16 protein-coding genes and 3 tRNA genes are annotated in these 23,575 nt (G+C 66.2%); 7 read left to right on the top strand and 12 right to left on the bottom strand.

Translation table 11 applies throughout. From position 1 onward, the window contains the following. The first annotated feature begins 156 nt into the window (after nucleotides 1-156). Entirely contained in the window at nucleotides 157-2,205 is a 2,049-nt protein-coding gene (locus ACUTR7_RS23375) for a DEAD/DEAH box helicase (RefSeq protein ID WP_445609918.1), read from the top strand. Between the two features lie 151 nt (nucleotides 2,206-2,356). After that, on the top strand, nucleotides 2,357-3,826 hold the full coding sequence (locus tag ACUTR7_RS23380) for a sensor domain-containing diguanylate cyclase (RefSeq protein ID WP_328511957.1): 1,470 nt from the start codon (nucleotides 2,357-2,359) through the stop codon (nucleotides 3,824-3,826). 22 nt (nucleotides 3,827-3,848) lie between these two features. On the opposite strand, the gene ACUTR7_RS23385 is transcribed toward ACUTR7_RS23380, so the two are convergent. Beyond that, nucleotides 3,849-5,081, bottom strand: coding sequence for a multidrug effflux MFS transporter (locus ACUTR7_RS23385; protein WP_043825077.1), 1,233 nt, complete (start codon nucleotides 5,079-5,081; stop codon nucleotides 3,849-3,851). A gap of 266 nt (nucleotides 5,082-5,347) precedes the next feature. Between ACUTR7_RS23385 and ACUTR7_RS23390 the strand changes: the two genes are divergently transcribed. Next, on the top strand, nucleotides 5,348-6,346 hold the full coding sequence (locus ACUTR7_RS23390; RefSeq protein ID WP_445609919.1) for a TRAP transporter substrate-binding protein: 999 nt from the start codon (nucleotides 5,348-5,350) through the stop codon (nucleotides 6,344-6,346). Nucleotides 6,347-6,382: 36 nt separating this feature from the next. Here the strand turns inward: ACUTR7_RS23390 and ACUTR7_RS23395 are convergent. The 4 genes from ACUTR7_RS23395 to ACUTR7_RS23410 form a co-directional block, all read right to left on the bottom strand. Beyond that, nucleotides 6,383-6,458, bottom strand: a tRNA-Lys gene (locus ACUTR7_RS23395). 46 nt (nucleotides 6,459-6,504) lie between these two features. Next, nucleotides 6,505-6,580, bottom strand: a tRNA-Lys gene (locus ACUTR7_RS23400). Nucleotides 6,581-6,635: 55 nt separating this feature from the next. Then, nucleotides 6,636-6,711: transfer RNA gene (locus tag ACUTR7_RS23405), tRNA-Lys, on the bottom strand. Nucleotides 6,712-6,895: 184 nt separating this feature from the next. Then, nucleotides 6,896-7,873: a GMP reductase gene (locus tag ACUTR7_RS23410; protein ID WP_013800939.1), complete on the bottom strand. Its 978-nt coding sequence runs from the start codon at nucleotides 7,871-7,873 to the stop codon at nucleotides 6,896-6,898. A gap of 352 nt (nucleotides 7,874-8,225) precedes the next feature. On the opposite strand from ACUTR7_RS23410, the gene ACUTR7_RS23415 reads away from it, so the two are divergent. Further along, on the top strand, nucleotides 8,226-10,694 hold the full coding sequence (locus tag ACUTR7_RS23415) for a UvrD-helicase domain-containing protein (RefSeq protein ID WP_071956674.1): 2,469 nt from the start codon (nucleotides 8,226-8,228) through the stop codon (nucleotides 10,692-10,694). A 24-nt stretch (nucleotides 10,695-10,718) separates the two neighbouring features. Here ACUTR7_RS23415 and ACUTR7_RS23420 read toward each other — a convergent pair whose 3' ends face one another. From ACUTR7_RS23420 to ACUTR7_RS23440, 5 genes are all read right to left on the bottom strand, one after another. Continuing rightward, the gene (locus ACUTR7_RS23420) at nucleotides 10,719-11,354 is read right to left on the bottom strand and encodes a hypothetical protein (RefSeq protein WP_445609920.1); all 636 of its coding nucleotides are present in this window, start codon (nucleotides 11,352-11,354) and stop codon (nucleotides 10,719-10,721) included. 283 nt (nucleotides 11,355-11,637) lie between these two features. Continuing rightward, nucleotides 11,638-13,590, bottom strand: coding sequence for a PhoX family protein (locus ACUTR7_RS23425; protein ID WP_445609921.1), 1,953 nt, complete (start codon nucleotides 13,588-13,590; stop codon nucleotides 11,638-11,640). 307 nt (nucleotides 13,591-13,897) lie between these two features. Continuing rightward, nucleotides 13,898-14,731 (bottom strand): BPSS1780 family membrane protein, encoded by an 834-nt coding sequence (locus ACUTR7_RS23430; protein ID WP_012207126.1) that lies wholly within the window; start codon nucleotides 14,729-14,731, stop codon nucleotides 13,898-13,900. 146 nt (nucleotides 14,732-14,877) lie between these two features. Beyond that, on the bottom strand, nucleotides 14,878-15,834 hold the full coding sequence (locus ACUTR7_RS23435) for a homoserine kinase (RefSeq protein ID WP_445609922.1): 957 nt from the start codon (nucleotides 15,832-15,834) through the stop codon (nucleotides 14,878-14,880). A 126-nt stretch (nucleotides 15,835-15,960) separates the two neighbouring features. Then, nucleotides 15,961-16,332: a hypothetical protein gene (locus ACUTR7_RS23440; RefSeq protein ID WP_013800945.1), complete on the bottom strand. Its 372-nt coding sequence runs from the start codon at nucleotides 16,330-16,332 to the stop codon at nucleotides 15,961-15,963. A 72-nt stretch (nucleotides 16,333-16,404) separates the two neighbouring features. On the opposite strand from ACUTR7_RS23440, the gene polA reads away from it, so the two are divergent. From polA to ACUTR7_RS23455, 3 genes are all read left to right on the top strand, one after another. Continuing rightward, entirely contained in the window at nucleotides 16,405-19,248 is a 2,844-nt protein-coding gene (gene polA / locus ACUTR7_RS23445) for a DNA polymerase I (RefSeq protein WP_063328164.1), read from the top strand. A gap of 57 nt (nucleotides 19,249-19,305) precedes the next feature. Then, the gene (locus tag ACUTR7_RS23450; RefSeq protein WP_043825097.1) at nucleotides 19,306-20,202 is read left to right on the top strand and encodes a dienelactone hydrolase family protein; all 897 of its coding nucleotides are present in this window, start codon (nucleotides 19,306-19,308) and stop codon (nucleotides 20,200-20,202) included. 303 nt (nucleotides 20,203-20,505) lie between these two features. Next, the gene (locus ACUTR7_RS23455; protein WP_445609923.1) at nucleotides 20,506-21,339 is read left to right on the top strand and encodes a ZIP family metal transporter; all 834 of its coding nucleotides are present in this window, start codon (nucleotides 20,506-20,508) and stop codon (nucleotides 21,337-21,339) included. Nucleotides 21,340-21,367: 28 nt separating this feature from the next. On the opposite strand, the gene ACUTR7_RS23460 is transcribed toward ACUTR7_RS23455, so the two are convergent. Both ACUTR7_RS23460 and ACUTR7_RS23465 read right to left on the bottom strand, forming a co-directional pair. Further along, entirely contained in the window at nucleotides 21,368-22,030 is a 663-nt protein-coding gene (locus tag ACUTR7_RS23460) for a response regulator (protein WP_097201526.1), read from the bottom strand. After that, a complete protein-coding gene (locus tag ACUTR7_RS23465; protein ID WP_071956669.1) occupies nucleotides 22,027-23,439 on the bottom strand; it encodes a cache domain-containing protein in 1,413 nt (470 codons plus the stop codon). Before ACUTR7_RS23465 ends, ACUTR7_RS23460 begins: the two co-directional genes overlap by 4 nt. Between the last annotated feature and the right edge of the window lie 136 nt (nucleotides 23,440-23,575).

The following is a 23,575-nucleotide window of genomic DNA, read 5'->3' on the forward strand; positions in this document are numbered from 1 at the left end:
TTTCATGGATGGCGGGACCACCGGTTTCGGACCAGCCGAAAATGCCCATCCGCCCTTTTGCGAAGGGCCGGTTAAGTCTGACGGTGGATGTTGACCCAACCGTCGAGAAAAGCGTGCCAGATCGCTGACTGCGCGTGCTTTTCGTTAGAGCCATTCATGAACGATATCTCTCAAGAGCAGGGCATCATTGCCGCTGCCGATTCCTCTTTTGCTTCCGCCGCTGAAGCATCTTCCGTGCTGAACGCCGCCGTTGCCAGCGCCGAGCAGGCCGCCGAATCCCTGGCCGCCGCCGAAGTCGTGGAAATCACCGAAGGCGCCGAGGCTGTTGAAGCAGCCCCCGAACTGCCCAATGCCTTCATCGAGCTGGGCCTGGCTGAAGAGCTGGTCCGTGCCGTTGCCGATCTGGGCTACACCCAGCCCACGGCCGTGCAGGCGCAAGCCATTCCCCTGGCCATGGGCAGTGATGACCAGGCCTTCATCGACCTGATGGTGTCCAGCCAGACCGGCTCGGGCAAGACCGCTGCCTTCCTGCTGCCCGTGCTGCACACGCTGATCCAGCAAAAGGCTGACGAAGAAGCCGCCATCCGCGCCGAATATGACCGCCAGTGCGCCGAAGCAACGGCCAGCGGCCAGCCCACGCCCAAGCGCAACAAGCGCAAGGACCCCACGAATCCCCGCAACTTCAAGGCAGCCGTTCCCGGCGCCCTGATCCTGTGCCCCACGCGCGAGCTGGCACAGCAGGTGGCGCATGACGCCATCGAGCTGGTCAAGCACTGCCGCGGCATCCGCATCGCCAACGTGGTGGGCGGCATGCCCTACCAGCTGCAGATCGCCAAGCTGCAGAACGCCAACCTCGTGGTGGCCACTCCCGGCCGTCTGCTGGACCTGCAGCGCTCGATGCAGATCAAGCTCGACCAGGTTCAGTTCCTGGTGGTGGACGAAGCCGACCGCATGCTGGACCTGGGCTTCTCGGATGACCTGGCCGAAGTCAACGACCTGACGGCACAGCGCAAGCAGACCATGATGTTCAGCGCCACCTTCGCGCCCCGCATCCAGCAACTGGCCATGCGCGTGATGCATGACGGCGGCTCCGGCGTGAAGAAGGTCACCATCGACACGCCTCAGGAAAAGCACGCCAGCATCAAGCAAGTGCTGTTCTGGGCCGACAACTCCCAGCACAAGCGCAAGCTGCTGGACCACTGGCTGCGCGACACCACGATCAACCAGGCCATCGTTTTCGCATCGACCCAGGTCGAGTGCGACGGCCTGGCCAATGACCTGCAGCAAGACGGCTTCTCCGCCGTGGCACTGCACGGCGCCCTGAGCCAGGGCCTGCGCAACCGCCGCCTGATGGCGCTGCGCAGCGGTCAGGTGCAGGTGCTGGTGGCTACCGATGTGGCGGCACGCGGCATTGACGTGCCCACCATCACCCACGTCTTCAACTACGGCCTGCCCATGAAGGCCGAGGACTACACCCACCGTATCGGCCGCACGGGCCGTGCCGGTCGCGAAGGTGTGGCCGTCACGTTCGCGGAATTCCGTGACCGTCGTCGCATTTTCGATATCGAGGCCTACAGCCGCCAGCAATTCAAGGCCGAAGTGATTCCTGGCCTGGAACCTGCACAGCGCGCACCCAGCAGCAACGAAGGCCGTGGCGGCCGTCGTGGCGGCGGTGGTTTTGAAAGCCGTGGCGGCGATCGCCGCGGTGCCGGTGGCCGTGGCGGTTTCGGTGGTGATCGTGGCTTTGGCGGCGATCGCGAGCGCAGCTTCGGTGATCGCGGTGGCGATCGTGGCTTCGGCGCACGCCGTGATTCCGAAGGCTATGGCCGCAAGGCTGGCTTCGGTGGCTTCGGCGGTGGCCAGCGCGAAGGCGGCTTCGGCCAGGGCCAAGGTCAGCGTGAAGGCGGCTATAGCCAGGCTCCGCGTGAAGGCGGCTACAGCCAGGCCCCGCGCGAAGGCGGCTTTGGCCGTGGCGGTGAAGGCCGTGGCTTCAGCGGCGACCGTGGTGCTCCGCGTGGCGGCGATCGCCGTGATGGCGCTCCCCGCGAAGGCGGCTTCCGTGGCGCATCCGGCGAGTCGCGCGGCTTTGGCGGTGGCGAATCCCGTGGCGGCTTCGGCGGCGGCGAGCGCCGTCCTGCCTTCGGCAAGAGCGCTCCCAAGCCTTACTCGCCCCAGGGCGGTGATCGCAAGCGCGTCGTGCGCTGATCGATCTCGGCATTGCATGCAGACCGGCCCTTCGGGGCCGGTTTTTTTTCGGCCATCTGCGTCCTCGCGTGGTACGGCCTGTCCTTGATGGTGCAGAACCTGCTGTCTGGCGGGCTCTGTGACTGCCATAATCGCGGCGCGGAGGTGCCCTGTGGAGTCTTTGATCGCGTCCAGTGTGGATTTTGAACACATGTTCGAACTGGCCCCCGTCTCGCTATGGCTGGAGGACTACAGCGCGCTCAAGCAGCTGCTCGACCAGTGGCGTGCACAGGGCGTGACCGATCTGCAGGCGCATTTCCTGGCCCACCCTCAGGCGCTGCAGCAGTGCAGCGCGGCGCTCAAGGTGGTGCGCGTCAACCAGCGCACGCTGGACCTGTTCGGCGCCAGTGACCAGCAGACCTTTCTTGCCAGCCTGGGCCAGGTGTTCCGCGATGACATGCATGCGGGTCTGGCCTGCGAGCTGGAGGATCTGTGGCAGGGCTCTCTGAGCTTTGCCAACCGCACCGCCAACTACACGCTGGACGGGCGACGGCTCGATGTGCAAATCCGTGGCCGCATCCTGCCCGGTCATGAAGCGCTTTGGGACTGCGTGCTGGTGTCGCTGGAAGACGTGACGGCCGAGATGCGCAGCGCGCGCCAACTGCACCGCAGCGAACAGTACTCGCGCGACCTGTTCGAGTACTCGCCCGTGTCGCTGTGGGTCGAGGATTTCAGCGCCATCAAGCGCCTGCTCGACGATGTGCGCGCCCAGGGCATCAGCGACTTCGCCACCTTCCTCAAGGTGCACCCGGAATTCGTCTCGCGCTGCATGCAGGAGATTCGCGTCGTGGACGTGAACCGCCAGACGCTGCGCATGTTCGGCGCCACCGACAAGCTGCAACTGCTGAGCCGGCTGGGCCGCATCTTCCGTGACGAGATGATCGACTCCTTTGCCGATCAGTTGCAGGACCTTTGGAGCGGCAAGCTCGTGCAGCACCGAGAAGTGGTGAACTACGCCCTGTCAGGCGACGCTCTGCACATCCACATGCAGCTGGCCGTGCTCGATGGCCATGCCGATGACTGGGGGCTGGTGCTGCTGTCGCTGGTGGACATCACGGCGCGCAAGAAGGCCGAGGCCTACCTCGAATACCTGGGCAAGCACGATGTGCTGACCCAGCTGCGCAATCGCGCCTTCTATATCGAGGAACTCAATCGCCTGGCACGCAAGGGTCCCTGGCCGCTGGCGGTGATTGCCATCGACATGAATGGCCTCAAGGAGGCCAATGACGAGCATGGCCATGCCGCAGGCGACGACATGCTGCGCCGCGTGGGCGAAGTGCTGACCAAGGCCGTGGATGCGCCTGCCTGCGCGGCGCGCATAGGCGGCGACGAATTCATGGTGCTTTTGCCGGCTTCGGACGAGCGCGGCGCCGAGGCGGTCAAGGAGCGCATCCTCTCGCTGCTGGAGCTCAACAACCAGTTCTATCCGGGCCAGGCGGTCAGCCTGTCCATGGGGGTGGCCTGCTGCGATTCGGGCAGCCAGGTCGAGGCCACCGTCTCGCGCGCCGACCAGGCCATGTATGCCGAAAAGGCGCGCTACTACAAGGAAAGAATGCTGGACCGCCGCGCGGGCCGCGCTTAGCGGTCTTGCACCGCAGTGCCTGTCAGGTCTCCGAGGCGTGCCGCCCGATTTCGGGCCAGCGGTGGTGCAGGTAGATCCATGATGCCAGCCCGATCAGCATCATGCTGATCGAGCCCAGGGCCAGCAGTACGGTCGAATGCATCACCAGCGGTGCAATCATGCCGGCCACGATGCCATTGGCTGTGGAGCCGACCACGGCCTGCAGCGATGAGGCCAGGCCGCGCCGCTCCGGGTGGATGTCCAGCACCAGCAGCGTGACCACGGGCACCATCATGGCCCAGCCGAAGGCGAACACCCCCACGGGAATCAGCGCCCAGCTCACGTGGGCGGGCCAGATCAGGTTGGCGACCAGGTTGACGATGGACACGACGAACATGATCAGAAAGCCATGTCGGATCTGGTGCTTGGGCGGAATGCGCCCGGCCAGACGACCGCTCACCCATGCGCCACCCATGATTCCCGAGATCGAGATCACGAAGAACCAGAAGAACTGCTGCGGCTGCAGGTGCAGCAGGTCGCCCAGGAAGGCGGGCGCCGACAGCACATACAGAAACATGCCGTTGAACGGCACGCCGCTGGCAAAGGCCAGCAGCACAAAGCGCGGATCGCTGCACAGCTCCTTGTAGCCGTGCATCAGAGGCTTGAAGCGGAAGGGCTGGCGCTGCGCCTGTGGCAGGGATTCCGGCAGGAATCGCCAGTTGATGCCCCACAGCAGCACGCCCACCAGGGTCAGGAACCAGAACACTGCCGCCCAGCCCAGGTGTATGAACAGCCAGCCGCCCATCACAGGGGCCAGGGCTGGCGCGATGCCAAAGAAGATGGTGATCTGCGCCATCACGCGCTGGGCCTGGGCGGGTGGAAACAGGTCGCGCACCACGGCGCGCGACACCACGATGCCGGCACCCGTGGACAGGCCCTGTAACGCGCGAAACAGCACCAGCTGCGTGATGTTCTGCGACAGCGCACAGCCCGCCGATGCCAGCGTGAATACGGCCAGCCCCCACAGAACCACGGGGCGGCGGCCAAAGCTGTCGGCCATGGCGCCGTGGAAAAGGTTCATGAAGGCAAAGCCGAACAGATAGGCCGACAGCGTCTGCTGCATCTGCAGCGGCGTGGCGTTCAGGGCCTGGGCGATGCCGGAGAAGGCGGGGATGTAGGTATCGATCGAGAACGGCCCCAGCATGCCCAGAATGGCAAGCAGGACGGCCAGGGCCCAGCGCGGGCCCTGCCATAGCGGGGAAACATTTTGTGGCATGCAGGCGAGGCGGTTGTGCGCTGCGGAAGACCGCAGGCGCAGAAAAAGGCCGCGCGCTCTTGCGCCTGCGGCAGGGTGACACTGTAGCGGCTTGGCTGGAATCCGGTGTGACGGATGGCTTGGCGAATGACCTGGGCGATGGAATGGATCGATAGTTTGTATCTAAATGATGTAAATATCGATAGAATTTATCTTTTGCGCCAGCATGCACAGGTCCGCCGTGGGGTGGCTGGCATGGTTCTGGGCGCTTTCGCCAAGGATCTTTCATGACTGTTTCTCGCCGCACGTTGATATCGGGTCTGGCCCCGGCTGCGTTGCAACTGACCGCCGGCGCTGCCTGGTCCAAGGGCCGCCGACTGCAGCTGTCGGCGGCCTATGGCGATGGCATCTTCCACACGCAGAACCTGCGCAACTTCGCGGCGCGCGTAGGTGCCGATACCCAGCAGGCGCTGGAGATCGATGTGGTGTCCAACTCTGCGCTCAAGCCCATGGCGCAGGTGCTTCCTGCGCTCAAGCGCAATGAAATCCAGTTCGGCGAAGTTCTCATGTCGTCCTGTGCGGATATCCACCCGCTGCTGGCCATGGACTCGCTGCCTTTCATGGTGCGTGGCTTTGACGAGGCCGCGCGCCTGTGGCAGTTGACCCGTCCCGTGCTGCAGGAGTTCTTGCTGGCCCAGCAGGGCGCGCGCCTGCTGTTTGCCGCGCCCTGGCCGGCGCAGGGTCTCCTGAGCCGGCGCCCGGTCCACAGCATCGCGGATCTCAAGGGCCTCAGGCTGCGCGTGCAAAGCGATGCGACCAAGCGGTTGGCCGAGCTCTGGGGGGCGCAGCCGGTGGTGATTGCCGCAGGCGATCTGGGTGCCGTTGTGGAGCAAGGTGGCATCGATGCCATGATTACCTCCAGCGCCACGGGCGCCGACATCCAGGCCTGGAAGGCCATGAAGGTGTTTCTGGATATCAAGGCCTGGATTCCCAAGAACATGCTTTGCGTCAGCGAACTTGCCTGGAGGGGCTTCACCGAGCCTGAGCGCCAGGCCATCGGCCGCGCTGCCGAGTCGGCTGAAAAAGAGGGCTGGGCGCTGGCCCAGCAGGCCGATGAGCTGGGCAAGAAGATCCTTGCCGACAACAAGGTATCCGTGGCCGCGCCTTCGGCGGATCTGCGCCACATGCTGGATTTGATGGGGGAGCGCTTTGGCCGGGAGTGGGTGGCCAAGGCTGGCAGCAGCAATATGTCTGTGCTGATGGAATACAACAAGAAAAGGCACTGAGCGCTGTCGCGCCGAGTGCCTTGTTCTGGGTATTGGTGGTGGGCCCTGAGTGATTCGAACACTCGACCAACGGATTAAGAGTCCGCTGCTCTACCAGCTGAGCTAAGAGCCCACGTATTTCTGCGTGGATGCCTGATGAGATCAGGCAAAAAAAATCTTGGTGGGCCCTGAGTGATTCGAACACTCGACCAACGGATTAAGAGTCCGCTGCTCTACCAGCTGAGCTAAGAGCCCCCTCGGGTATTCCGAAGGAATCAGCCTGGATGAATCCAGGCTGAAAAGGAATTTTTGGTGGGCCCTGAGTGATTCGAACACTCGACCAACGGATTAAGAGTCCGCTGCTCTACCAGCTGAGCTAAGAGCCCCAAAAACAAGTCTGCGCTGCAAACGAGACCGCAATTATGCGGCATTTTTTGTGCGCTTGCAGGAAGACGCGCCAAATTTTTAGTTCATGGCATGGTGGCGCTGAGCCGGGCCCGCGTGCCACCCGGTGCGCAGCCGCAAAAAAGGCGGCCGAGGCCGCCTTTGGGGTGCTGGCGCGCAGCGCGCTTACATCAGCAGATGTTCGCCTGCGTTGTCACCGCCCAGGATCACGTAGTTGACCTTGCGGATGTCCATCAGCTTCTTGCCGCCGGAGTAGCTGATCGAGCTTTGCACGTCCTGCTCCATCTCGATCAGGGTGTTGGCCAGAAGGCCCTTGACGGGCTCGAGGATGCGCTTGCCCTCCACGTGCTTGTACTCGCCCTTGTTGAAGTCCGAGGCCGAGCCGTAGTACTCCTTGAAGCGTTGGCCGTTTTCCTCGACGGTCTGGCCCGGCGATTCCTCGTGGCCCGCGAACAGCGAGCCGATCATCACCATGGTGGCGCCAAAGCGCACGCTCTTGGCGATGTCGCCGTGGCTGCGGATGCCGCCATCGGCAATGATGGGCTTGGTCGCCACGCGCGCGCACCACTTGAGCGCCGACAGCTGCCAGCCCCCCGTGCCAAAGCCCGTCTTGAGCTTGGTGATGCAGACCTTGCCGGGGCCGATGCCGACCTTGGTGGCGTCAGCGCCCCAGTTCTCCAGGTCGATCACGGCTTCGGGCGTGCCCACGTTGCCGGCGATCACGAAGGACTTGGGCAGCTTTTCCTTGAGGTAGCCGATCATGTTCTTCACGCTGTCGGCATGGCCGTGGGCGATGTCGATGGTGATGTATTCGGGGCACAGGCCTTCGGCGACGAAGCGGTCCACGGTGTCGTAGTCGGGCTTCTTGACGCCCAGCGAAATGGAGGCGAAGCAGCCCTTGCCCTGCATCTCGCGCACGAACTGCACGTTGTCCAGGTCAAAGCGGTGCATCACATAGAAGTAGCCGTTCTGGGCCAGCCAGGTGCAGATGCTCTCATCCACCACCGTCTTCATGTTGGCCGGCACGGCCGGGATGCGGAAGGACCGACCGCCCAGCTCCACGCTGGCATCACACTCCGAGCGGCTTTCCACGCGGCACTTGCGCGGCAGCAGCAGGATGTTGTCGTAGTCGAAGATTTCCATTTGATTCCAAGCTCCATGAAAGGTCGCGGCAGGAACATCCCTCCGCGATGGGGCGCTTGGCTTGGAGGCCGGTCTTGCGGGCGGCGCGGGCGGGCCGCGTCGCCAGGGCGGCTGTGGCCCGGGCACAAAAAACCGGACCGCAAGAAACTTGGGCCCGGTGATTGATTCTATACGTTGCCGGCGACGGGCCTGGGCACCCTGTCGATATAGCGGTTATAGGGATGGCGTTATGAACCTGCAAGGGCGCGCTGCGCGGGCCTATTGCGGCCAGATCGCGGGTAGATTTCGGGCCGATTGCGGGAAATGCGGCATCGGTTTCCCTGGGGAGCGAGGTGCTTTCTACAATGCCAGGATGTTCCCGATCGATCTGCTCGACGGCGCCTCCGGTGCCGCGCCCGCCCCCAACTCCCCTTTGCTGACCCACCTCAATGAGGAGCAGCTCGCTGCCGTCACGCTTCCGGCCGGCCACGCGCTGATCCTGGCCGGCGCGGGCTCGGGCAAGACGCGGGTGCTGACCACGCGCATCGCCTGGCTGCTGCAGACGGGCCAGGCCACGCCGGGCTCCATCCTGGCCGTGACCTTCACCAACAAGGCGGCCAAGGAAATGCTGGCCCGCCTGTCGGCCATGCTGCCCTACAACGTGCGCGGCATGTGGATCGGCACCTTCCACGGCCTGTGCAACCGGCTGCTGCGCGCCCACCACCAGGCGGCAAAGCTGTCGTCCACCTTCCAGATCCTGGACACGCAGGACCAGCTGTCGGCCGTCAAGCGCCTGTGCAAGCAGTTCAACGTGGACGACGAGCGCTTTCCGCCCAAGCAGCTGCAGTACTTCATTGCCGGCTGCAAGGAAGAGGGCATGCGCCCCGGCGACGTGGTGGCCAATGACCCGGACACGCGCAAGAAGGTCGAGATCTACCAGCTCTACGAGGAGCAGTGCCAGCGCGAGGGCGTGGTCGATTTCGGCGAGCTGATGCTGCGCTCCTATGAGCTGCTGCGCGACGACGCCGCGCTGCGCGCCCACTACCAGCGGCGCTTTCGCCACATCATGGTCGACGAGTTCCAGGACACCAACAAGCTGCAGTACCAGTGGCTCAAGCAGCTGGCGGGCGACATGGTGGATGGCCGCCTGCAGGCCACGGGCAGCGTGATCGCAGTGGGCGACGACGACCAGAGCATCTACGCCTTTCGCGGTGCGCGCGTGGGCAACATGCAGGACTTCGTGCGCGAGTTCGACGTGCGCCAGCAGATCAAGCTGGAGCAGAACTACCGCTCCTACAGCAACATCCTCGACTGCGCCAACGCGCTCATCAGCCACAACAGCCAGCGCCTGGGCAAGAACCTGCGCACCACCCAGGGCCCGGGCGAGCCCGTGCGCATCTACGAAGCGCCCACGGACATGGCCGAGGCGCAGTGGATGGTCGAGGAAATCCAGCAGCTCGTGAAAAAGGACGGCTGGCAGCGCCAGGAAATCGCCGTGCTCTACCGCAGCAATGCGCAAAGCCGGGTGATCGAATCGCAGCTGTTCAATGCCGCCATTCCCTACCGCGTGTACGGCGGGCTGCGCTTTTTCGAGCGCGCCGAAATCAAGCATGCGCTGGCCTACCTGCGCCTGCTGGAGAACCCGCACGACGACACCAGCTTTCTGCGCGTGGTGAACTTCCCGCCGCGCGGCATCGGCGCGCGCAGCGTGGAGACGCTGCAGGACGCGGCGCGCAGCGCGGGCTGCTCGCTGCACGATGCCGTCTCGGCGGTGCCGGGCGCGCCGGGCACCAAGCTCGCAGGCTTTGTCGCCAAGATCGACGTGCTGCGCGAGCAGACCCAGGGCCGCACGCTGCGCGAGATCATCGAGGCCATCGAGGAAGAAAGCGGCCTGCTCGAGCACTACCGCAACGAAAAGGAAGGCGCCGACCGCATCGAGAACCTGCAGGAACTCGTGAACGCGGCCGAGAGCTTTGTCACCCAGGAAGGCTTTGGCCGCGATGCCGTGGCCCTGCCGCTGGACGAGCACGACGGCGCCAGGGCGCTGACGCAAAGCCCGGCCAGCCAGGGCCTGGACCCTGCGCTGCCGCTGCTGGACACGCCGCTCACGCCGCCGGCCGGCACCGTGGCCGGCATGGTCGATGCCGATACCGGCGAGACACTGTCGCCGCTGGCCGCCTTCCTGACGCACGCGGCGCTGGAGGCTGGCGACAACCAGGCCCAGGCCGGCCAGGACGCCGTGCAACTGATGACCGTGCATGCCTCCAAGGGGCTGGAGTTCGACGCCGTCTTCATCGGCGGCGTGGAAGAGGGCCTGTTCCCACATGAGAACGCCATGATGGACCGCGGCGGCCTGGAGGAAGAGCGCCGCCTGGCCTATGTGGCCATCACCCGCGCGCGCAAGCGCCTGTACCTGAGCCATTCGCAGACGCGCATGCTGCACGGGCAGACGCGCTACAACGTCAAGAGCCGCTTCTTCGATGAGCTGCCCGATGAGGCGCTCAAGTGGATCACCCCCAAGCAGGGCGGCTTTGGCAGCTACGCGCCCCGCCCCGGTGGCGGCGGTGGTGGCGGCTATGGTTCACGCGATCGCGGCGGCTTCGGCAACAAGGCCGAAGGCTGGCGCAGCGAGGTCTTCGCCAGCCCTCCCGTGCCGCCGCAAAAGGCCGCTCCGGGCCACGGCCTGCGCGTGGGCCTGAACGTGTTCCACAACAAGTTCGGCGAAGGCAAGGTGCTGGCCCTGGAAGGCACGGGCGACGACGCGCGCGCCCAGGTCAGCTTTGGCCGCCACGGCACGAAGTGGCTGGCGCTGTCCATTGCCAAGCTCACGGTCGTGGAGTGAGGCGCGGGCTGCCGCGCCCGGCGCTCAGGGCTTGACTTCGAAGCTCAGCGTCGTGGTGTGGCGCACGTCGGTGTACTTCTTGCCGTCCAGCGTGACCGAGCCGTTGTCCACGCGCGCCGTCACCTCCAGCACGTACAGGCCCGGGAAATAGGGCTTGAAGCTCACCGTGCCGTCCTGCGATGGCGTGAGCGTGCGGTACCAGCCCTCGCTGGTCTGCACGTTGACCTGGCTGGCCGCGACCTTGCGGCCCTTGAACACCAGCTGGAACGTATCGCCTCCCGCCGTGGTGGGCACCAGCTCCAGGTCGTTCACGGCCTTGGTGTCGTTGCGGCCGAAACGGGCCTGGTAATAGGTCAGCACGCCATTGGCGCCGGGGCGCGTGGCGGCGATGCGCACATCGCCCTGGCCTGCGTCCGCGGTGAAATGATTGGCGTCGGCCTTCAGGGGAAGGCTCTTGCCGTCGGGCAGGACCTGCTTGGCGTCTTCCAGGGCCGGCAGCTGTTGCAGCGGCTTGCGCAGCTCTCCGGCATAGGCCCGGGCCTGTCCTGCGTCCTGCTGCAGCCAGAGATAGTCGGCATGCGCGGCCGGCACCGCCAGTGCGGCGGCGGCGGCCAGCCATGCGGCGGCGGTGCTGCGAAGGATGCGGGAAGGTTCGGTCATGGAGTCTCTCCTGTGGTGTGGCTCTGCGTGCGCCTGCCGGGCCTTGAGGGGCGTGATCCGGCGGGGCTGAAGATGGTGCGATGGCGGGCGAGCGACGCCGCAATGCATCAGAAATTATAGCGATCAGGTGAGAATGACTCTTGTTTTGCACGCCAGGAGTCGGATTCATGACATCCATGCAATTGCGGCGCAGACATGCAAAAAGGCCATGGAAATCCATGGCCTTTGTGTGGCGGCGCCACGCGCCGCAGGGCGGCGGGGCGACGGGGCGCTATGGCGGCGGTCAGGCCGACAGCTTGGGCTGGGCAGCGGTGCCCGTCAGGTAGCCGACGGCGGCGCCGAACTTGCCGCGATAGTTGGCGCTGATCAGCGGGTCCAGCGTGGGCTTGACCACGTTGTGGATGGCGCCCCAGTCACCGGCGTGCTGGAAGTTGCTCATGATGTAGGTCCAGCCGTTGATCTCGTCCACGGCATGCAGGCCGGTGGATTCGCCGCCGGCGGGAATCGACATCAGGCGCGACAGCTGCTTGGTGTCGATGTTGTAGGCCCACAGGAAGTTGTTCACGTGCTGGCCGCTGTCCTCGCCGATGAACAGGGTGCGCATCTTCTCCGAGAACTTGAGGTTGTCGGGGTTGCAGATCTTGTTCGGGTTGCCGGTGTTGCCCAGCGCGTCGGCGCTGATGTCCTCGCCGGCCAGCAGGGCCTTGGTGTCCACGGGCATCCATTCGCTGTTGATGGCGGCGCCTGCCGTGTCCTTCTGGCCGCCGCGCAGGTTCAGTGCCATCACGGCGCCGGCCTTGAGCTGCTTGGGGATGGACACGCCGTTGCCGGCCACGTTCAGCGCATCACCGGCCACCATGGACTTTTCGCAGTTCTGCAGGGCCGAGTAGGCCACCTTGTCCTTGGCGTTGACGGTCGTGCCTTCCATCTTGGTGAAGCCCATGCTTGCGCCCTTGAAGGCGGCGTAGCGGTGGGTTTCCAGGAAGGCGGCAGCCTTGTCCATGCCGGGGTTGATCTTGATCCACTCGACCTTGCCGTTGGCCGTGATCTTGGTGTAGCTGGCGTCGCCCGGATCGGTCTTGGCCACGGTCATGATGTCCGTGGGCTTGAGCGTGTTGGCCAGCTGCTCGATCTCGGCGCTGGTGGCCGAGCCCAGCTTGATCCAGGTCAGCGCGGCGGCGCTGCCCGATGCGGGGTCGATGGAGAAGCCCGCGCCCACCTTGGCCACGTACAGCGAACCCGAGGACAGGTCCTTTTCCTTGTCGGCCACGAAGACGAAGTAGCCGCTGTTGGTGGCGTCGTCGCCCATCAGCGCCGTGCGCTGGTCGGGCATGACCTGGACCAGCTCGTGCGAGATGCGGCCCATGCAGAAATGCTTCTTGATGCTGGCCGTGCCGTCCACGTTGACCGTCACTTCGGGCATGTGGCCGTAGTGGTAGGGGTTGGCCTTGTTCTGGTCGCCATACAGGTTCTGGCTGAAGGCCAGCAGCTGGGCATTGCCGGTGGCGAAGGCGTCGGGCTCGTACTCTTCGCTGGACAGATGGGTGCCCCAGGGCGACAGGCTGGCGCCGCAGGTGATCCACAGGCCGTGCACCTTGGAGGTGTCCACGTTGTGGTACTTGACCAGGCTGAGCTTGCCGGTGGTCTGGTCCTGGTCCAGCGTCAGCACGGCGATGGGCGAGGGCAGCTTGCCGTACATGTCGGTCTTGCCGTCCTGCGCCCAGGTGGTGTATTCGAACTGCACCACGGCGAACACGGGCTTGCCCTTGACGCCGTCCACCTTGGCATTGGGCACGGTCAGCAGCGAGGTGCCGTCGGGCGAATCGGAGAAGAAGTGGCGCTCGCTGCCGGCCACGGTGCGGTCGATGATCTTGTTGTTGTTGATGTCGTAGTAGCCGCCGGCCAAGATCTTGCCGCCCTTGCCGTCCGGCACTTCATCGCCGGTCACGAAGAAGGGCTGGTAGCCCAGGTCGAAGCTCTGCTCGCTGTTGTCGCTGAACTGCACCTTGAGCTGCGAGGCCACGGTCATCTTGGCCATGGCCTGGGGGTTGGCCAGCGTGGGCGCTGCCATGGAGGTGAAGCTGGCTGCCACATAGTTCTTCGCAGGGCCGTCGTCACCGCCGCCGCAGGCGGTCAGCAGGCCGGTGGCGGACACGGCGGAGCCGAGCGGCAGCAGGGGGGCGCCGGTCAGGAATTGCAGCGCCTTGCGGCGGGAGAGCATCGTGGATTGGGACATGGGGCTTCCGTTATGGGTTTGTCAGCGTCAACCCATCGGGGGCGGGATGGGCCGGGATGCCGCCGCGCACTCGCTGGCTTGACATCCGCACGGCATGCTAGGCAGCCGGTGTGACAGAGCAATGGCATCCGCATGACGGAACCGTGACAGCGTCATATGACAGCCGCCAGGCGAGGGGTGCCAGGCGATACGGCCCGTCAAAAAAGCCAAAGAAGAGGCGCGGAGAAGGGTCCGAAGAAGGGCCCGAAGAAAGGTCCAAAGAAAAAGCCCCTTGAAAGGGGCTTGTGGGGGTGCAGTGGCGAAGCGCTCAGCCGGACAGTCCGGGCGGCGCAGGCGGCTCGGTGCCGATGGCGTCGCTGCCATCGCTTTCATCGGGCGCTGCAAAGCAGTCACGGAAGGTGAAGACGATGGAGGTGAAGAACATGGCGGCCAGCAGCATGGCCGTGCCGATCATCAGGCCATTGGCAATGCTGCCCAGCACCTGGGCCAGCACGGCCGAGATCAGTGCCATCACGATGCCGGCCACGATGAACACGCCCATCCAGCTCAGGCCGAAGACCACCAGCGCGCCGATGTTGCGCACGCAGGCCACCAGGCTGAAGAACACGGCCTTGACCGGGGGCACGTTGTGCCAGTGCACCAGCCCCGGCGCGTGCCAGAACAGCAGGGACAGCGGCAGGTACAGGCCCATGCTCAGCCACATGGCGGCCTGGAAGTCGGGCGACTCGGCGATCTCGCGCGTCAGCGGCTCGCCGCCCAGGTAGACGTTGGCAAACTGGCCGTCGTCCACCAGCATGGACAGGCCCATGATCAGCAGGAAGCCTGCCGCATACATGGCGCCCAGCGTGAGCATGGAGTTCAGGCGCTGGCGCCCGGTGCGAAAGGCCACCAGCAGCAGGGCCGGCGTGGGCGCACGCCCGTGCGATGCCTCGGCCGCCGCCACCATCATGGCCAGCGAGGTGGCAGGCAGCAGGCCCAACGCGATCACGGGGCCGATCAGCGGCAGCACCGTGACCAGCGACATGGCCGCCATCGACAGAAAGAACAGCGCCGCCAGTGCCAGCGGCTGCTGGCGGAAGGTGCGGATGCCCTGCTGCACCCATTGCAGGCCGGTACGGGCGGGAACGATGAGAAGTTTCATGGGGTGAGGAAGTCGGGGCGCCTGGATGGGGCATGGCCTCTGGCATGGGCCGCGCCGCTGGCGCCCGAACGGGGACTGTACCCGAGGACGCGCGGCCCGTGGACCGCAAAGCCCTCTGTCGGCCGCGCTGTGGCGGCCTTCGGACGTCAGTCCAGCGCCACCGGGTGGGCCAGGCGCTGGCGCAGCACGCGCTCGAAATGGGTGGGGTCGTGGGGAACGAGCATGGAGGCCTCGCGCGGCAGGTGAAAATCCCACAGGCGGGAAATCCAAAAGCGCAGCGCACCCGCGCGCAGCATGGGGTTGAACAGCTCGCGCTCGGCGGCGGTCAGGGGGTGTACCGACTGGTAGGCATCAATCATGGCCCTGGCCTTGGTGGCGTCATGGGCGCCGGTGGCGTGTTCGATGCACCAGTCGTTGAGGCACACGGCCAGGTCGAACAGCCAGCTGTCCACGCCTGCGAAGTAGAAGTCGAAGAAGCCGGTCAGGCGCTCGCCATCGAACATCACGTTGTCGCGGAACAGGTCGGCGTGCACGGGGCCGCGCGGCAGCGCCGCATAGGCGGGCGAGGCGGCCACATGGTTCTGGAAGGCCAGCTCGGAGCGCAGCAGGTCGGCCGTGGGGGCGTCTATGTGCGGGATGACCGTGGGCACGGTCTCGTTCCACCAGGGCAGGCTGCGCAGATTGGGCTGCTGGCGATCGTAGTCGCGTCCGGCCAGGTGCATGCGCGCCAGCATCTCGCCCACGGCGGCGCAGTGCGCGGGCTGGGGCGCCAGCTCGCTCTTGCCGGGCAGGCGGTTGACGATGGAGGCCGGCTTGCCGCACACGCTCAGCAGGATGTCGCCGCTGCGGGTCTCGGCCTGCGGGTCGGGCACGGGAATGCCGGCCTGCGCCAGGTGCTTCATCAGGTACAGGTAGAAGGGCAGTTGCTCGGCCGTCAGGCGCTCGAACAGCGTCAGCACCCACTCGCCCTGTTCAGTGGTGAGAAAGTAGTTGGTGTTCTCTATGCCGCCCTGGATGCCGCGCAGCTCCTTGAAGGAACCCAGGGACATGCGGCGCAGGAGCTCGCGCGCATCTTTGTCGGAGACTTCGGTGAAAACGGCCATGTTTGCATTGCCGGCCAGCACGGCTCGGCGGAAATCGTTGTCGTCAGATATGGAAAGAGGGCAGCGCCGTCAGGTGCTGCCCCCTGGGATGCCGCCGGGCCGGGGGCCCGGACAGTCCGGTGAGGATCAGAACTTCTTGAGGTTCCAGACGCGCGTGCCGTTGGTGCCGTCGCCATCGCCGCGGTTGCGCGAGGAACGGGCGCCATCGTTGGACTGCACTTCATACGAAGGCATGTCGCCGACCTTGGGCTGCACGGTGATGCTGCGGGTCTGGCCGCCCACGCGCAGCTCGTCAACGCGGCTGCCGCCATCTTCCACATGGATGTGTTCCACGCGCTGATTGGTTCGGTCGCGGCCCTCGGGCTTGGCCGTGTCCGGCGCGGTCTGCTCGGTCGCCGCCGCAGGAGCGGTGGAGGCAGCCGGGGCAGGCGTGGGGTTCTGGGCCAGCACGGAGCTGGCGGCCAGGGTCAGGAAGATGAAAAGTGGAGCGGCGCGCATAGGCTCCATTGTAGAACTTGCAGCGGGCGCTGTCCCGCCCTGTCACCCTGCCGGCGCGTGCACAATCGGCGCATGAGCAATTCCAAGACCCTGGTGCTGATCGACGGCTCCAGCTACCTCTACCGCGCCTACCACGCCATGCCGGACCTGCGCGCCGAGCCCGGCAACCCGGAAAGCCCCGCCACGGGCGCCATCCGCGGCATGATCAACATGCTCCAGGCGATCAGGAAGGAAGTGGCGGCCGACTACGCCGTCTGCGTGTTCGATACCAGCGGACCCACCTTCCGCGACACGCTCTACCCCGAATACAAGGCGCACCGCTCGCCCATGCCCGACGATCTGCGCTCGCAGATCGAGCCCATCCATGAAGTGGTCCGCCTGCTGGGCTGGCCCGTGCTGGCCATCCAGGGCGTGGAGGCCGACGACGTGATCGGCACCCTGGCCAAGACGGCCGCCGCCCAGGGCGTGAACGTGGTCATCTCCAGTGGCGACAAGGACCTGTCCCAGCTGGTGGACTCCCACATCATGGTGATGGACACCATGAGCGGCAAGCGCCGCGACGTGGCCGGCGTGACGGCCGAGTTCGGCGTGCCGCCCACGCAGATGATCGACTACCAGGCCCTGGTCGGCGATGCCGTGGACAACGTGCCCGGCGTGTCCAAGGTGGGCCCCAAGACGGCCGTCAAGTGGCTGGCCGAACACGGCTCGCTCGACGGCCTGATTGCTGCGGCCGACGGCATCAAGGGCGTGGCCGGCCAGAACCTGCGCGATGCCATCGCCTCGGGCCAGCTGGCGCTGAGCCGCCAGTTGGTCACCATGAAGACCGACTGCGACCTGAGCGCCGAAGTGCCCACCCTGCCGGTGCTCGACGCGCTGGCGCCGCGCGAGCCCGATACCGCGCCGCTGCGCGACTTCTATGAGCGTTACGGCTTCAAGGGCCTGGCGCGCATGCTCGGCGGTGCCGCGCCCGAGCCCGATGCGCTGGAAGCCGTCAAGGCCGGCCGCAAGCCAGCGGCCAAGCCGCGTGCCGACCAGTCCACGGGCGACATGTTTGCCCAGGAGCAGGCCGAATCCGACGACGCCACCACCGAGGCCGAGGCCGTCCAGCAGCGCCCGCTGGACTATGACGTGGTGCTGACCTGGGAAGCGTTCGACCAGTGGCTGGCCAAGATCAACGCCGCCGAACTCACGGCCCTGGATACCGAAACCACCTCGCTGGACGAGATGCGTGCCGAGATCGTGGGCATCTCGCTGAGCGTGGAGCCCGGCGCCGCTGCCTACATCCCCCTGCGCCATGCCGGCCCCGACGCGCCCGAGCAACTGCCGGCCGACGAAGTGCTGCAGCGCCTCAAGCCCTGGCTGGAGGATGCGGCCCGGCCCAAGCTGGGCCAGCACGTCAAGTACGACCGCCATGTCTTCGCCAATGCCGGCATCGAGGTGCAGGGCTATGTGCACGACACCATGCTGCAAAGCTATGTGCTGGAAGTGCACCGCCCGCACGGGCTGGCCAGCCTGGCGCTGCGCCACACCAACCGCACGGGCATCAGCTATGAAGACCTGTGCGGCAAGGGCGCCCACCAGATCCCGTTCGCCCAGGTGCCCGTGGACAAGGCTGCCGCCTATGCCTGCGAGGATGCCGACCAGACCCTGGACGTGCACCGCGTGCTGTGGCCGCAGCTGCAGGCCAACGACGGCCTGCGCGGCGTCTACGAGCTGGAGATCGCCACCAGCGAGGCCCTGTTCCGCATAGAGCGCAACGGCGTGCTCATCGATGCCGCCACGCTGGCCAGGCAGAGCAACGACCTGGGCCAGCGCATCGTGCAGCTGGAGCAGGAGGCCTACGACATCGCGGGCCAGCCCTTCAACCTGGCCAGCCCCAAGCAGCTGGGCGAAATCTTCTTCGACAAGCTGGGCATGCCCGTGGTCAAGAAGACGGCCACCGGCGCACGCAGCACCGACGAAGAGGTGCTGGAGAAGCTGGCCGAGGACTATCCGCTGCCCGCCAAGCTGCTGGAACACCGCAGCCTGTCCAAGCTCAAGGGCACCTATACCGACAAGCTGGCCCAGCTGGCGCTGCCGCGCACGGGCCGCGTGCACACGCACTACGCCCAGGCCGTGGCCGTGACGGGGCGCCTGTCCAGCAACGACCCCAACCTGCAGAACATCCCCATCCGCACGCCCGAAGGCCGGCGCGTGCGCGAGGCCTTCATTGCCGCGCCCGGCCATGTGATCGCCAGCGCCGACTACTCGCAGATCGAGCTGCGCATCATGGCCCACCTGTCGGGTGACGAGTCCCTGCTGCGCGCCTTCCACGAAGGCCGCGACGTGCACCGTGCCACGGCATCGGAAGTCTTCAACGTGGAGCTGGAGCAGGTCAGCAGCGAGCAGCGCCGCTATGCCAAGGTCATCAACTTCGGGCTGATCTACGGCATGAGCAGCTTTGGCCTGGCCAAGAACCTGGGCATAGAGACCAAGGCCGCCGCCGCCTACATCGACCGCTATTTCCAGCGCTATCCGGGCGTCAAGCGCTACATGGACGAGACGGTGGAATTCGCGCGCGACCACGGCTACGTGGAAACCGTCTTCGGCCGCCGCCTGTACCTGGTGGACATCAACGGCGGCAGCGGCCCGCGCAAGAAGGCGGCCGAACGCCAGGCCATCAACGCGCCCATGCAGGGCACGGCGGCCGACCTGATCAAGAAGGCCATGGTGGCGGTGCAGGCCGAGCTCGATGCCAGACAGTCCGAGGTCCGCGTCATCATGCAGGTGCACGATGAACTGGTGTTCGAGCTGCCCGAAGGCGAGTCGGACTGGGTACGCACCGAGATCCCGCGCCTGATGGCCGGCGTGGCCGACCTGAAGGTGCCGCTGCTCGCCGAGGTGGGCCTGGGACCCAACTGGGACAAGGCGCATTGAGCTTCACGCAGGCATCGTAGACTTGGCCGGTTCTCAACCACCACCAAGGAGAGATGCATGCGTGATGATCAGCAGCAAGACCTGAAGGCCCTGGTTCCGGGGCGCAGCAGCGAAGAGGGGCCCACGCGGCGCCTGGCATTGCAGACGGCCCTGGGCCTGGGCTATGCCGCAGCGGCCACGCCGCTCATGGCGCAGACCGCCATCTCCACGCCGGCCGACGGCCTGACGGCCGGCGAGGTGCATTTCACCGTGAACGGCTTCAAGGTGCCGGCCTACCGCGCCGCGCCCGCGGGCAAGAAGAATGTGCCCGTGGTGCTGGTGATCTCCGAGATCTTCGGCGTGCACGAATACATTGCCGACACCTGCCGCCGCCTGGCGCGTGCCGGCTACCTGGCCATTGCCCCCGATCTGTACGCGCGCCAGGGCGACCCCAAGACCTATACCGACATCGCCAAGCTCATGAGCGAGCTGGTCTCCAAGGTGCCCGACGAGCAGGTCATGGCCGACCTGGACGGCGCCGTGCAATGGGCCGGCACCCAGGGCGGCGATACGGCGCGCGTGGCCATCACGGGCTTTTGCTGGGGTGGCCGCATCACCTGGCTGTATGCGGCCCATGGCCCGGTCAAGGCCGGCGTGGCCTGGTACGGCCGGCTGGAAGGCGCCAAGACCGCGCTGCAGCCACGCCATCCGCTGGAGCTGGTCTCCAGCCTCAAGGCGCCGGTGCTGGGCCTGTATGGCGGGCAGGACACGGGCATTCCGCTGGAATCCGTGGAGCGCATGCGCGAGGCGCTCAAGCAGGGCTCTGCAGCGGCCAAGGCCTCGGAGTTCGTGATCTACCCGGAGGCACCACACGCCTTCCATGCCGACTACCGGCCCAGCTACCGCGAGCAGGCTGCGCGCGACGGTTGGCAAAAAATGCTGGCCTGGTTCAATAAGCATGGGGTGACCCCCTGAGCGGCTGCGCCGCTTCCCCCTCTCTCGCTTCGCGGGAGGGGGACGACACCCTCGGTGCGGGGCGGCCCTTCCTCGGTGTCCCTGGTGTGAGGACGCGCCAGTTTTTAAGGTATTGCTGACTAGCTTTCAACTTTATTCGCGCAGGGGGGGCTTGACAGCTTCTGTAGGCTGAAACCGAGGGCGCCCGACACCGTGGCCTGCTTCCTTCATGGGATCGCAGGCCACGGCTGCGATGGGGCCTGTCTTTCTGCGAGAATTCGCGGGTTTCGCCTGCAAGGGCATACGGTTGAAGCACAAATCGCTATGACATTGGTAGCAATCATTCTGGCCACCCTGGCCGCCGGTATTGGCAGCGTCTGGGTGGCCGCGTTGTTGATGGGGCTGGGAGGTAATCGCTCGCCGGGCATGATGCCGCAGCGGCTGTTGAGCCTGGCGGCGGGCGCGCTGCTGGCCACGGCCTTCATGCACCTCTTGCCCGAGGCCTTCGAGAGCGAGGCCGGGGCGCATGACCTGTTCGTGACGCTGCTGGTGGGCCTGGTGTTCTTTTTCCTGCTGTCCAAGGCCGAGCTGTGGCACCACGGGCACGAGCACGGCGCGCCGCCGGCCCATGAGCACGATCACCACGATCATCACGATCACCAGGGCCACGCCCATGACCATTCCCATGATCACCATCACGGCCACCGCCACGGCGGCTGGGCGGTGCTGACCGGCGACAGCGTGCACTGCTTCGGCGATGGCGTGCTGATCGCCTCCGCCTTCATGGCCGACATGCGTCTGGGGCTGATCGCGGCGGTGTCGGTGCTGGCCCACGAGGTGCCGCACCACATGGGCGACATCGTGGTGCTGCGCCAGTCCAGCTCCAACCGGCGCGTGGCGCTGATCAAGGTGTCCATGGCCGGGGCCGTGACCACGCTGGGCGGCATTGGCGGCTATTTCCTGGTGGGACAGCTGCAGGAACTGCTGCCGTACTTCCTGGCCGTGGCCTCCAGCAGCTTCATCTACGTGGCGCTGGCCGACCTGATTCCCCAGCTGCAAAAGCGCCTGAGCGCGCGTGAGACCGTGGCCCAGGTGGGCTGGCTGATGCTGGGCATCGTGCTGGTCACCGTGGTCAGCCGCGCGGCGCACGCGCACTGAGGCTGATGTTGAGGCTGAGGCGCGGGTCCTAGCCTGCGCGGGCCTCCTGGGGTGCCGTCCCCAGCAGGTCGGCGTAATCCACCGCGTACTTGATGAAGGCCGCATGGCCGTCGATGCGCAGCTTGCGGCGCAGGTGCAGGCGGTGGGTTTCCACGGTGCGCACCGAGGTGCCCATGAGCGCGGCGATTTCCTTGTTGGAGCGGCCCTCCGAGATCCACTGCAGCACGCTGGCCTCGCGCGGCGTGAGGGCGCGCCGGGGCCCGGACGCGCTGCCGTCTTCCTCGGCCACGGGCTGCAGGCCGGGGCTGAAATACAGGCCGCCGGCGTAGACCCGGTCTATGGCCTCGATGAGCTGCTGCGCAGGTGCGTCCTTGAGCACATAGCCGCGTGCGCCCAGCGCCACGGCGCGGCGCACGTATTCGGGGTCTTCGTGCATGGACAGCACCAGCACGCGCACCAGCGGGAACTGATCGCGGAACAGCGCGGCCAGGTCGATGCCGCTGGCGCCCGGCATGCGGATGTCGGTGACCACCAGGTCGGGCGACAGCTCGCGGGCCAGCGGCAGGGCCTGGTCCACGCTGGCGGCCTCGCCCACCACACGGATATGGTCCGTGGCCTGCAGGCGCATGGACACGCCGTCGCGCACGAGAGGGTGGTCGTCCACCAGGAGGATGCGGATCATGGGGTTCATGCAGCGGCCCGTGGGAGTTCGAATTCCGGTGAGGGAGACAGCGGCATGCCGCCATCGCGGTAGAGCACGGCGACCAGCCGGGTGCCGCGGCGCCCCGAACTGATGGACAGGTGGCCGCCCAGGCCTTCGATGCGCTCGCGCATGTTGCGCAGGCCGATGCCGCCCTGGCGGTCGCGCTGCACGCGGCGCATGTCGAAGCCCTGGCCGTCGTCGCTGACCTGCAGCACCACGCGGCGGCGCTGAAAGTGCAGGCTGACATCGATGCGCGTGGCCTGGGCATGGTTTTGCGCATTCGTCACGGCCTCCTGGGCCACGCGGAACAGGGCCGTGGCATGGCTGGGCGGCAGAAAGCGCGTCTCGCCGCGGCAGCCGAATTGCATGCGCAGGCCGTCCTCGGCCTGCATTTGCTGGCTCATCAGCGCCAGGGCAGGGGCCAGGCCCAGGTCGTCCAGCAGGGCGGGGCGCAGGCCGTGAGAGACACGCCGTATCTCCACCAGCGCGTGATTGAGCTGCTCCAGGCCCTGGTCCACCATGCGCTGGGCCGTGGCCGGGTCCTGCGCGGCCAGCCGCCTGAGCTGTGCCTGGGCCGTCTCCAGCAGGAACTTGGAGGAGACCAGCACCTGCACCACGCCGTCATGCAGGTCGCGCGCAACGCGCGTGCGTTCCTCTTCCTGCGAATGCACCACGCGCTGGGCCAGCCGCTGCAGCTTGTTGCTGGACACGCGGTGATCGCTGAGATTGAAGACCAACCCGGCCACGCCGATGAGCACGATGCACAGCGCTGCAATGCCGAAGATGCGCCAGCGCGTGGCCGCGATGTTGGCCTGGGCGCTTTCGTCGATCTGGCGCAGCGCCTGCTCCACATCGTCCAGGTACAGGCCCGTGCCCAGCGACCAGCCCCATTCGGGCACCGTGGCCACATAGGCGAGCTTGGCTTCGGTACGCAGCGATGACGGTTTTTGCCACTGGTAGCGCACCAGGCCGCCGCCGCTGCGCGCGGCGTCCAGGATGATCCTGGCGGGTCCTGCGCCGCCGGGGCTGTTGGGATCGCACAGGTCCACGCCCGACAGGCCCATCTGGCGCGCATCCAGCAGCACGTTGCCGTGTTCGTCGTAGACAAAGAAGTAGCCGTCCTCGCCGAACTGCATGCGCGCCAGCGTATCCAGCGCCTGGCGCCGCTGCACGGATTGCTCCTCGCCGCTGGACTTGATGCGCGTCAGCGCCGTGGTCGCCAGCTGGACGTAGTGGCGCAGCTCCGTCTCCTTGCTGTGCAGGTAGGCGGTCTCGACCAGTTCGCGTTCCTGGTGGGCCAGCTCCAGGGTCTGGTGCTGCACGGTCGCCGCGACCAGGCCCAGGGCGAGCGCGATGGCGGCAATCGACAGAAGTGCAAGTTTCAGCGGAAGTTGCATGGGAGCCTGTGTGGGGTGCACCGACGATCTTTTCCGCCCAGTGGCCGGGCCTTGTCAACAGGGCTTGCGCGCATGCCGCCAGCGCCAGGGCGGCGGCCTTTGAATGGCAGGCGCTGTATTTTCCAATGGCCTGCGC

The organism is Delftia sp. NA_296.1 (assembly GCF_052692095.1).